Genomic DNA, 11,143 nt, shown 5'->3' with positions numbered 1-11,143 from the left:
TGCGCGGCATTACCCTGAACAAGACAGCCATGCGGACGGTCGAAGCGCGACTGGAGCGTCATCCCAAGTTGCCCAAGTGGGACATCTTCATCCGCCCCGCTACTCCTGACTGATATAGGGGGATTTTCTTTTCCAGAATTCGCCTTAAGTTTTCTATCATTGGCATCATAGGCTAAATCGGACCATGAAAGATTGGCACCCTCGCGCTGTCACCCTGAGTGCACCGAAGGGTCTCTCTGAGAGATTCTTCGCTGCGTTCAGAATGGCACGATTTGGAATCTGTAGTGTAAAGTGTACGAATGTTCTCAGGTCCGATTTAACTTACACTGCTCATAATCTTTCCTCGTCGCACCTAATGTTATTTCACAATATATTTAATTCTCCTTGATGCTGTTTTCTTTAGGTCGCAAGGTTCTGCTGTGTTCGCTTTTGATCTCAACAAGATAGAGGGAGGGAAGAGCTGGAGCGGTCTTCTCTCGATTTTCCTCTTGTAGCTCAACTTCCTTCTGCCGAGCGGCCTCGGTCTCCGGTGAGGGAACAAAAGCTCCCGGTGGTTTCTGCGCTAGACGCGAAGGAATTTTCGCAATCCAGGCATTGAGAAAATCTTCAGCCGCTTTCGTATCAATCGGTGCCTCGCTTGCGTGCCACTTCGAACATCGGTGTTGATATTTTTCTGCTATAGTCACCGGGACCACACGAGTGCGCCACGTAACTGATTCCAGCACCGTGCTTAACCCTTGACAAAAATCGTTTCGTTGCTGTTCTGCGGTCTTGTTACTGGAAGTAGACTGAGAATCTGTTTCGAGAAACGTCACATAGCGCGGCAATGACTCTGGCAGTTCTGGCTCTGTGAGCAGTCGCTGCACGAAGTAACGTCTAATCATCTCATCATTCGAAACAGCCATATTTTCTTTGCCAATTGGGGGTACAAGGGTATCGACAGGTTTTTGGTAGCAGTCGGGTTCAGGGTCTGGGCGCGGGACATGAATCGTTATCCAGCGTCCATCAGGTGACCAGCGTGCTGTGGCTCCATCACCACTCGGAGTGAGAGCTTGTCGCTCGTTTCTATCAGAACGGGCAACCAACTTTTGTCCATGAGTATCGGTAAGTAAGAGATGCGTACCAGTAGGAGACCATACCGGAAGTAGGCGCTCAAGATCGCTCTCGGCTACCTTCGTCGTCGAAAAGGAACCGAGAGGAATTATCACCGAGACTCGACGTGTGGAGAAATCCATAATCGCAGCCGATACCTGGAAAGGCTTGTGTCCTCGAAAGATTGTCCCCAGGATGCGATGTTGGCGATCAAGCTGTGGTATACCAAACACCAAGAACGCCACTTTTGTTCCATCCGGTGACCACACACCCCAACCAGCATTGTCGACTAGCAGTCGTGTCCGCTGTTGTTGGATGTGCCATAGAGCCAACTGTGGTTGGCTGTCTAGTATAGGAACCTGCCCACACTGCCACTGGGTTACTAAGCCACGGGTCTCATCTGGTGACCAACTGTTAAAGTGATTCACTCTTTTTTCCTCGGTAGAGATAGGAACGTTCGCAGGAGGAAGGCCGCACGCAGGCAAGAGCAAGCGGTGATCTTCTGCCTCACGCACCATCTGTCCCGTTTTGGCCGCGTTAACATCCACCAAGCCGAGATCTCCACTGTTGCGCTCGGCCACTACCCAGCGGCGACTAGGCGACCAAACATACCGCGGAGCCATTATGTTGTCCGCTGCACCAGTCGGGTTTTCTCCTAAGCGAATCGGACGTTGTCCCGCTTTCGCATTTGCTACCCCCAGCGCGCGACAGCCGGGACCACAGGAGAAAAACACAGAGAGTTCTTCGTTGTTGACCCATTCCGTGAGAGTGAGGTAGCGCCTGCTGTTGTAGGAAAAGTCCCAGCTCGGCAGCAGCTCTCTCACCTGCGATCCATCAGCATTCGCCACCCAAATGCTGCTCCATTCATCAACAGGGCGGGAATCGAGAAACGCGAATTTCTGCCCGTCCAGTGACCAGAGGACTTGCGGAGTCTCACGTGCAGCGCCCATGCACCTCCCTTTACGGACCAGTTGCTCTGGGTGGTCAAAATGCGGACCTCGCGCTTTCCAAACGCCTTCGCGTGTGACATACACGATTGCCCGCGCATCAGGAGACCAGTCGTACGCTAGGATGCCGGTCATAGCTAATGGCTTGACGTTCGCTTCAGTCTGGCGCGCGGTCCGATCCGCTGCAAACGCCGGGGCGAACAGACAGAACAGGAGGCCATAGACGCCAAAGTAGCACAAGCTCTCGGCTCCAAAGGAAAATAACAAGTGGTGCTTGAAAGAAGAGAAGCCCTTCCTCTCTCCATCGTGCCAATTCATTTGTACTTGATGAATTGCGGAAATCCTCCGAAATTTTGACGCAGTTTTTAAAATGAAGATCCCAATCCCGCGTAGCCGCCCCTCCCGGATTGCGCTTCGCTCCATCCGGGCTACAGGGGAGAATCTTTTCCGGAAATCGCCTTAGGCCAAGGAAAGACAGAGCGGAAGAAAACCTTCACAGAGAACACCTGACTCCCACCTTTCGGGCTCTGGGCATGAATTAAAAGGGGCTAAAAGCAATCATTATATGGCGTGGTTCTTTATCTCAACTACCAAAGTACGGTCAAGAGAATATTTTCTTGCCCACAGCACCCGGCAAATTCATCGTAAGTTTTCTTTCGGTGCCCATTCCGCTATGCTTTCCCACTGATTGTCCGTCACAACTAGCTATGGGAGTCGAGACAAAAAAGGAGAGCGCATGCGTTACATCATCTATGGTGCAGGTGGCGTCGGAGGTGCGATTGGTGCACGGTTGTTCCAACATGGCCATGAAACCGTGTTCATTTGTCGTGGCGAACATCATGCCGTGCTGCAGCGGAACGGACTCACCTTTAAAACTCCTAACGAAACCCTACAACTGCGTATCCGTACAGTCGGGCACCCTGCCGAGTTAAAATTCACAAAGGACGATGTTGTGATCCTGACAATGAAGTCACAGGATACCGAAGGCGCTCTGCGTGACATGCTGCGAGCAGGCGCGACCGACGTTTCCATCGTGTGTGCGCAAAATGGGGTCGACAACGAGCGCATGGCCGCCCGCTACTTTCCTCGTGTGTACGGTATGGTGGTGGTGCTCCCGGCAACCTATCTCGAGCCTGGAGTGGTCTTGAATCATTCAACACCAATGGAAGGTGTACTCGACGCAGGCTGCTATCCCAAGGGTATCGACAACGTTATTACGCAGGTGACAAAAGATATCACTGCGTGTGGGTTTAGCGCCAAGCCGGACGCAAACATCATGCGTTGGAAGTATGCCAAGCTTCTCACCAATCTGCAGAATGCGCTGCAAGCTGCGTGTGGGTTGGGAATGCAGGAAAAAAGCTTTGCCCATGCCGTGCGTGAAGAGGCACTATCATGCTTCAAGGCCGCAGGAATCGAAGCCGCGCCGCAAGATGAATTTCGCCAGCGCATGGCAGAAGTGAAGATCAAAGACATTCCTGAGCATCCGCGCACCGGCGGGTCAACCTGGCAAAGTTTGATGCGTGGTTTGCCTTCAACTGAAGCCGACTATCTCAATGGCGAGATCGTTTTACTCGGTCGATTACATGGCGTTTCGACACCGTATAATCGCGTCCTACAACGGATCGCCAGCGAGCTGGCCCGCACTGGAAAGCGGCCTGGGAGTGTGACAATTGAAGACTTACAGCGCATGTTACCCGAAGAACAGGCGCACGAATAAACGAAAGACCCTGCTCAACCACAAGTGAAGTAAGGAGCGACTCAATGCACCTGAGAATTTTGGCCCTCTCTCTTGTCGTGCTCGTCACTACAAACCCAGCGGACGCCCAACATCAACATCACGTCCAATCCTAGAACGGTACCTCGGCAACACCGTTATTCAAAGGGCTGAGCAACTGGAGCCACAAGATAACAACGAGTTCTCCTCAAGCGCAAAAGTACTTCGATCAAGGATTACGTTTCATCTATGGTTTTAACCATGACGAAGCGACACGCTCGTTCAAAGAAGCGGCTCGGCTCGACCCCAATTGCGCGATGGCATATTGGGGTATCGCCTTCACCTTAGGACCAAACTACAACCTGCCAACCGACCCGGATCGTGCCAAAGCTGCATATGAAGCGACGCAAAAAGCTGTCGCTTTAGCTCCCCAGGTCAGTGAGAAAGAACGTGCGTATATCGAAGCTATAGCCAAGCGCTATGTGGCTGACCCACAGGCTGACCGTAAAGCGCTCGATGTCGCGTTTGCCGATGCCATGCGTGAAGTTGCCAAACGCTATCCTGACGACCTTGATGCAACAACACTGTTTGCTGAGTCGATGATGAATTTACGTCCGTGGGATTTATGGGCCGCTGACGGCACCCCACAGCCAGGAACTGACGAAATTGTTGCCTCCCTCGAATCTGTCTTGAAACGCAATCCTGATCATCTCGGCGCCATCCATTATTACATTCACGCGGTCGAAGCTTCTCAGCAACCAGAACGCGCCGAACCCTATGCCGATCGCTTGGGCAAAGTCGCGCCAGGTGCGGGTCACCTCGTCCACATGCCCTCACATATCTACATGCGTATCGGTCGGTACAAGGATGCGAATGTCAGCAATGCGCGTGCGGCGAAAGTCGATGAGAACTACCTCGAAACCTACAACGTTCAGGGTGTCTACCGCATCATGTATTACCCGCACAACGTCCACTTCCAGTGGGCGGCAGCAAGTATGGAGGGACGGAGTAAAGAAGCATTGGCGGCGGCACGCAAGCTCGTCGCGCAGATGCCGGTTGAGTTCGTCAAGCAAATGCCTATGGTGGAGTTCGTACCGCCAACCTACCTCTTCGGTCTCGCGCGCTTTGGCAAATGGCAAGAGATCCGTCAGCAGCCAGCGCCGTCAGAGGAGTTGCACTATACGACGGCGATTTGGCACTACACACGAGGTTTAGCCTTTGCAGCGACCAAACGTCTCGACGAGGCTACAGGCGAGCAAGCCAAAGTCGCGAAGATCGCCGAGACAACACCGGCTGACCGCATGATTGGGCAGAATTCTGCGACTGCCCTTTTGAATGTTGCCGCGCGCACGCTTGCGGGTGAAATTGCTGTTCGGCAAGGAAAAGCCGACGAAGCCATTACCTCACTCGAAGATGCGGTCCGCTTACAAGACGCCTTGAAGTATGAAGAACCACCACCGTGGTATTTCCCGGTACGACAATCCTTGGGAGCCGCGTTGCTTGCAGCTAACCGACCCGAAGACGCTGAGCAAGTGTATCGCAAAGATCTACAAGTGAATCCTCATAATGGCTGGTCATTATACGGGCTCGCACAAAGCTTACGGGCGCAGAAGAAAACCAAGGACGCGGCAGCGATGGAGAAACGCTTTCGTAAGGCTTGGGCCCGGGCAGATGTGAAGTTGAGGGCGTCACGGTTCTGAGGAGATAGCACCTAGTCGTCAGTTCAGAGGGGTTTGCTGGATAGCCGAGACACGTCATGCCCGCGAATGCGGGAATCCAGGAGGCATAACCGGCGGCGCTTGCTTGAAGATCCTGGATGCCCGCCTGCGCGGGCATGACGAACTTGAACTCCTCAAAATTAAATTGCCTAACTACTAGAATACGGAGCTACCCGCAGTTGCTCTCCATCCTAAATCACTCGCTCCTCTTTCCACCGTGTTAGCTCATCTGGCGTACAGCCAAGCATGTCACAATAGATCTCATTGTTATGTTGCCCTGGGCGCGGAATCGGGCCAACTGCACCCGGCGAGTCGGAGAATTTCACAGTGAGCCCAGGAACAAACGTACGCCCCGATTCCGGGTCTTCAGCTTCCACCAACATCTTCCGCTCCCACAGGTGCGGATCGCGTGCGGCTTGGGGAATCGAATGAACAGGCGCTACTGGTACTTCCGCGCGTTCTAACGTCGCTACGACTTCTGCGACGGTTTGATCACGTACCCACTCTGCAACGAGGCTATCCAAATCGAGAGCGTGCGCTCCCCGCGCCGCGATACTCTTGAAACGCTCATCTGTAATCAACTCTTCGCGACCAATGGCGCGGCAGAACTTACCAAACATGTCTTGCGGAATCGCTAGTAGATACACCCACCCATCTTTCGCGCGATAGGTGTTAGCTGGGGCAATACCACCCGCACGGTTGCCATTCCGTTGTGGCTCTTTCTCACTCAGCAGATACTGAGCAAGCGGAATTTCCATCAGGGTGTAGGCGGAATCAAGCAGACACACATCGAGTGACTGCCCTTCACCGGTTACGTCGCGCCGATGTAACGCCGCTAGTGCGCCAATGGTCGCATGCAACGCTGTCGTACGATCAATGATCGAGGCATTGGTCATGACTGGCGGCTCATCAGGAAAGCCCGTGAAACTCATCAAGCCTGACATTGCCTGACCAATCGGATCATACGCTGGTCGATGCTTATACGGTCCGACTTGGCCAAAGCCGGACACGTTGATGAGGATAATGCCACGATTGAGTTGTTTGAGCGTCTCGTAGCCAAAGCCCATCGCATCCATCACACCAGGGCGAAAGTTCTGTAACACCATGTCGACTTTCGGAATCAACGCGCGCAACAACGATTTCCCCTGCTCGCTGCGCAGATTGAGCGTAATACTTTTCTTTCCACGATTGTACGCTGACCAGTACACACGTCCGAGACCGCGCGATTCGTCCCCGCCAGGTTCTTCAACCTTAATCACTTCTGCTCCAAGATCGGCCAAGATCATCGCGCATCGTGGCCCAGCCTGATAACGCCCCAAGTCGAGCACCTTAATGCCGTCTAAACATCCTGCCATAATATGCCCTCCTTTTGGGTCGCAGTTTCCTGCTTTGTGTCGCCGGTTGCAAGAGCAACAGGGCAGTCTCTTGCCTTCTTCCTCCTCTCTGCTTTATATCGTGTGTCATCCCAAAGGAGTTTCCAACTATGAATATCGACGAAGCTACCAATCTACTGTGGCAAGCGACACAACAGAACACGACACCGTCTGACGCGTTACAAAAAACCCTGACGATGGCTGATGCCTATAAAGTTCAACTCGCCATTCTCTCTAAGCGCCAACAAGCTGGAGAGAAACTGGCTGGCTGGAAAATCGGTTTGTCCGCGGAATCGGCACGTAAAGCGTTCAACCTCTCTGCACCGATCAGCGCCTATCTGCTTGCGAGTCGGCATTTCTCCAGTGGACAAAATTTCTCGTATGCTTCAATCGGCAAACCGATTATCGAATCCGAGTTGTGTTTCACCATCGGCAAACGCCTTGCTGGCCCTGGAGTCACGCGTGAGCAAGTGCTGGCTTCCGTTTCTGCTGTCGCACCGGCATTTGAAGTGGTCGACATGCGCGTCAACATGGGCGCGGATATGCCGCTAGGTGTCGCTGACGGCATCGCGCAGTGGGGCTATGTCACAGGGACGGCCCTTTCCCCCTACCCTGCAAACCTCAACCTCGGTGAAATCGAGGTCGAGATGAAACGCAATGGAGAAGTATTCGCTAAAGTCATTGGCAAAGATGTGATCGATAATCAGCTCGACTGTATCGCCTGGTTAGCGAATCATCTGGCGACCTACGGCTTGGCGCTCGAACCAGGGCAGGACCTCATGACAGGCTCATTCACCAAACCAACACCGATCACCAAAGGTGATCGGTGGGAAAGCGCGTTCTCTGGCGTAGGCTCAGTGTCGGCAACGTTTGCGTGAGCAATCGCGTGGCGGGCGCTGCGCGCTCGCCTGTCATGCGTTGACAGCTCGAATTCTACATGCGGTATCTGCTACACTGTGTGACAAACGACACAGAGCAGCACTGAGGTGGAGGTGTGGTCGTGCGGGGGCGCTTTTCTGTTTTGCACTCATTCATGAGAAAACATCATTGTCTTCTTCTTATTTCGTGCGTTCTTGCGCTTATTCTTGGGTTACCACACACAGCGGCGGCCCGTGCGAAACGCGGACGCATACAACAACAAGCTGCCGAACCAGCAGGACCTCCGCAACTTCCAGAGGTCCTGCTCGAACGCTCCGGTTTAGCGAACGAAGACGTTGGCTATCTACTTTTCGATACCGTCGATGGTCGCGCAATCGAAGAACACCGTGCGGATGAATCACGTGTTCCAGCCTCAACCACGAAAGTGATGACAGCCATCGCCGCGTTAAAAATCCTGGGAGAGGATTATCACTTTCAAACCTCGCTGCTGACTTCGGGTGAAATCAGAGAAGGGACGTTACACGGCAATGTGTATCTCCGCGGTGGAGGCGATCCAACACTGACGACAGACGATCTCCGTAACCTTGCTGGCGTTTTAGCCGATGCTGGCGTGACTCGCATTATCGGGAATTTTATTTTTGATGACACACTCCTTACTCGGACGGAACACATTGACGCAAAAATTTCCATGACCGCTCCCTATAATCCTGGCTTGAGCGCTTTGTCAGTCAACTACAATCGCATTCAGTTACACTGGGAAGCGAAGCCACGGAGAGGAAGCGCAGCTCCCGGCGCCTATTCATACGCAAAGGGAGGAACAGTTCCGCTCGAAGCCATCACGCTCGGGAAACAAGCAGAAGAGTTCGATGCCAACATTGCGTTTCTGCATGAAGCGACGAATCACGGCGGGCCTCGACTCGATCGCTGGCTGCTCTCTCCAAAACTCCCCTCACAAGGATGGATTGGACTGCCAGTGAGACTCGATCCCGGACGGATCACAGCACTCCTGTTTCGTACTCTCTGTCAACAAAAAGGTGTGGAACTACCGCTGCCTGAAGCTGGCAGCACGCCGGAAACGGCGCAATCTCTCGCCACGCACTGGAGCGAACCGTTGCCGGAAATCGTGTCCAAAGTACTCCGATTCAGCAATAATCTGGCTGCCGAGTTGGTTGGCCTGAGTGCTTCACGGAAGTTAAGTGGGCGTTCGCTCCCCTTGCGCGAATCAGCGGCAACGTTGACGAATTGGTACCTGCGCCAGCTTCCCGATACCCCGTGGCATGGGTTTCATTGCGCCAATCATTCTGGGTTAAGCAGTGCAACACGGATGACTCCTCGGCAACTGGCTGCGATCTTGCGCGTCGGTTGGTCACTTCCAGTGAGAGACGCTACGTTCGTGCAATTACTCTGGCCGCCGATGTGGGAACGCGTGAAACATGACCCAGAGCACATCGCGGTACGAGCGAAGTCCGGAACCATGAACTACGCAGACGGATTAGCTGGGTTTCTTACCACAAAACAGGGCCGCCATTTAGGCTTTGTCGTGCTCGTGACCAATTTCCCACAGCGTCTTGCCCAGGATGAAACCCAAGACGTGCGTGCAACCGCGGCTGAACCGGAGCGCAACGGTTGGACGCGGCGAGCCAAAGTTCTTGAGAAGAATCTCGTTACGAGTTGGATCGCACGGTATTAGAAGAATGAAAAATTAAAAATGCAAAATGAAAAATGGCCAAGAGGTCTTCTTATCCCAAATTCTCCATTTTTAATTTTTGATTTTTAATTTTCTCATTAGCGTCCGAACCTCCTCAACCCTACAGACATACCCAAGCACCAGATACCCCGTCACACCAACGGTGAGCACGGCGGCAAACTGCAAAAGTCGCAACGGCATCATCAGCGAATCTGGCGAGAGTGCCAACGGCCGGCTCGCGACAAAAAGAGTCACGCCGAGTACCGCGGCCAAGAAAAAATGGCTCAGGAACCGCCGTCCGAGTTCTCGCTCGTCCAATGGTCCGTGGCGATGACGAAAGATGGCGTACAGCACAAGCGTATTGACGTATGACACCAGAGAAGTGACGAGCGCGATTCCCCAATGTCCCCACTGCTGCATGAAGAACCAATTCCCTGCGGCACTCAACGCAATCGAGCCAACACCGACCCACGCAGGAGTACGCGTATCTTTCTGCGCGTTAAAGAGCCGCACCATCACTTGACTCGTTCCGTATGCCAGAGTTCCGGTTCCGTAAGCCATCAACGCTTGGCTTGTCAGCATGACATCTTCCGACGAAAAGCGGCCACGTTCATACAATACACGAACAATAGGAACCGCTAAGGCAATAAGCACGGCGGTCGCTGGCAGCGCCACCGCAAACAGCAACGATAAACCCGAGGTCGCTTGCTCTTTGAACCTCTGCCATGCTCCCTCATGCTGTGCCGCAGAAAGATCAGTCAGCAACACCGTATACACTGGGACAGCAAAAAGACTCACGGGCAGCATGAACACGCGAAAAGCATAGGCTAGAGCTGAGATACTCCCTTCGGGTAATGAAGACGCCATCGAGCGGGCAATAAATGCGTTAATCGGCACGACCGCGGTTGCCACAATCGCGCCCAGCACAAGCCCTTGCACTTCGCGCATCGCGGGATGCATAAAGCCGCAGCTCGGCTGATAACGGAGCCCGTTGCTGCGGAGTGCCGGAATCTGCACCACCACTTGGATGATACTGCCGATCACCACACCCCACGCCAGACTGACGATGCCGTACTGTGGAGCCAAAGCCAGTGCACAGCCGATCACGGCAAAATTAAAGAAGATTCCCGCGTATTCCGGCATCGCATAATGGTCGACGCTATTGAGCACGCCTTTCAGCACAGCTAACACACAGTGCAGAACTAACATCGGCAACATCAGACGAAATAGAAAGATCGCCAATTCACGATCCGCACCAGTCAGGCCAGGTGCAGCGAGAGTCATAATGCCCGGCGCGGCAAGATAGCACACACCAGCTAGCACCAAGGCCAAAACCAGCGCACCGTTCAGCGCGATACTAAAGACACGACTGAGTTCATCGCGTTGCTCACGATAGCGAGTAATGACAGGAACAAAAAAATTGCTCAGTACGCCACTGAAGAACAGTGTCTGAATCATTTCCGGGACATTGTAAGCAACGACAAACACGTCGGTCAGTCGCGAAGCACCAAACAACGCTGCCTGCACCGCTTCACGGATGAACCCGAGCGGACGGCTGATGAGCGTAGCGATAAAGATCGGTAACCCTTTACGAGCCAGACCAGAGCGGGAAGGTGTCGGAGCTGGCTGCTGCGAAGGATCAGTCTGAACTGGAGAGGCTGACACCTGCGGCACTGTAGCGGCTCAGTGTGGGCAAGTCAAAAGCAGGCGAGTCAGAATCCGTCTCGAACAGT

7 protein-coding genes are annotated in these 11,143 nt (G+C 53.5%); 4 read left to right on the top strand and 3 right to left on the bottom strand.

The genetic code is table 11. The features are described 5' to 3' along the window. Positions 1–374: 374 nt before the first annotated feature. On the bottom strand, positions 375–2,462 hold the full coding sequence (locus FJ147_11750; GenBank protein ID MBM4256553.1) for a hypothetical protein: 2,088 nt from the start codon (positions 2,460–2,462) through the stop codon (positions 375–377). Positions 2,463–2,775: 313 nt separating this feature from the next. Here FJ147_11750 and FJ147_11745 point away from each other — a divergent pair, with 313 nt between their 5' ends. Together FJ147_11745 and FJ147_11740 are read left to right on the top strand one after the other, a co-directional pair. Continuing rightward, complete coding sequence (locus FJ147_11745) at positions 2,776–3,756, top strand: ketopantoate reductase family protein (protein ID MBM4256552.1); 981 nt, start codon at positions 2,776–2,778, stop codon at positions 3,754–3,756. Between the two features lie 314 nt (positions 3,757–4,070). Continuing rightward, entirely contained in the window at positions 4,071–5,453 is a 1,383-nt protein-coding gene (locus FJ147_11740) for a hypothetical protein (protein MBM4256551.1), read from the top strand. Between the two features lie 209 nt (positions 5,454–5,662). Here FJ147_11740 and FJ147_11735 read toward each other — a convergent pair whose 3' ends face one another. After that, positions 5,663–6,826 carry a CoA transferase gene (locus FJ147_11735; GenBank protein MBM4256550.1) on the bottom strand — a complete coding sequence of 388 codons (1,164 nt, stop codon included), beginning with the start codon at positions 6,824–6,826 and terminating at the stop codon, positions 5,663–5,665. Between the two features lie 128 nt (positions 6,827–6,954). Between FJ147_11735 and FJ147_11730 the strand changes: the two genes are divergently transcribed. Then, the gene (locus tag FJ147_11730; protein ID MBM4256549.1) at positions 6,955–7,722 is read left to right on the top strand and encodes a hypothetical protein; all 768 of its coding nucleotides are present in this window, start codon (positions 6,955–6,957) and stop codon (positions 7,720–7,722) included. Between the two features lie 155 nt (positions 7,723–7,877). Beyond that, positions 7,878–9,413: a D-alanyl-D-alanine carboxypeptidase gene (locus tag FJ147_11725; protein ID MBM4256548.1), complete on the top strand. Its 1,536-nt coding sequence runs from the start codon at positions 7,878–7,880 to the stop codon at positions 9,411–9,413. A gap of 69 nt (positions 9,414–9,482) precedes the next feature. Here FJ147_11725 and murJ read toward each other — a convergent pair whose 3' ends face one another. Next, positions 9,483–11,084, bottom strand: a complete 1,602-nt coding sequence (gene murJ / locus FJ147_11720) for a murein biosynthesis integral membrane protein MurJ (GenBank protein ID MBM4256547.1) — start codon at positions 11,082–11,084, stop codon at positions 9,483–9,485. Positions 11,085–11,143 lie beyond the last annotated feature (59 nt).

Source organism: Deltaproteobacteria bacterium (genome assembly GCA_016874775.1).
GTDB lineage: Bacteria > Desulfobacterota > Binatia > Bin18 > Bin18 > VGTJ01.
Note: the sequence above shows the minus strand (reverse complement) of the source record. Positions and strands in the feature narration are given on the sequence as shown.

Excerpts from the sequence above, each read along its gene's own strand:
- FJ147_11750 (MBM4256553.1), bottom strand. The coding sequence starts at position 2,462 with ATGGAGCGAAGCGCAATCCGGGAGGGGCGGCTACGCGGGATTGGGATC.
- FJ147_11745 (MBM4256552.1), top strand. The coding sequence starts at position 2,776 with ATGCGTTACATCATCTATGGTGCAGGTGGCGTCGGAGGTGCGATTGGT.
- FJ147_11740 (MBM4256551.1), top strand. The coding sequence starts at position 4,071 with ATGGCATATTGGGGTATCGCCTTCACCTTAGGACCAAACTACAACCTG.
- FJ147_11735 (MBM4256550.1), bottom strand. The coding sequence starts at position 6,826 with ATGGCAGGATGTTTAGACGGCATTAAGGTGCTCGACTTGGGGCGTTAT.
- FJ147_11730 (MBM4256549.1), top strand. The coding sequence starts at position 6,955 with ATGAATATCGACGAAGCTACCAATCTACTGTGGCAAGCGACACAACAG.
- FJ147_11725 (MBM4256548.1), top strand. The coding sequence starts at position 7,878 with ATGAGAAAACATCATTGTCTTCTTCTTATTTCGTGCGTTCTTGCGCTT.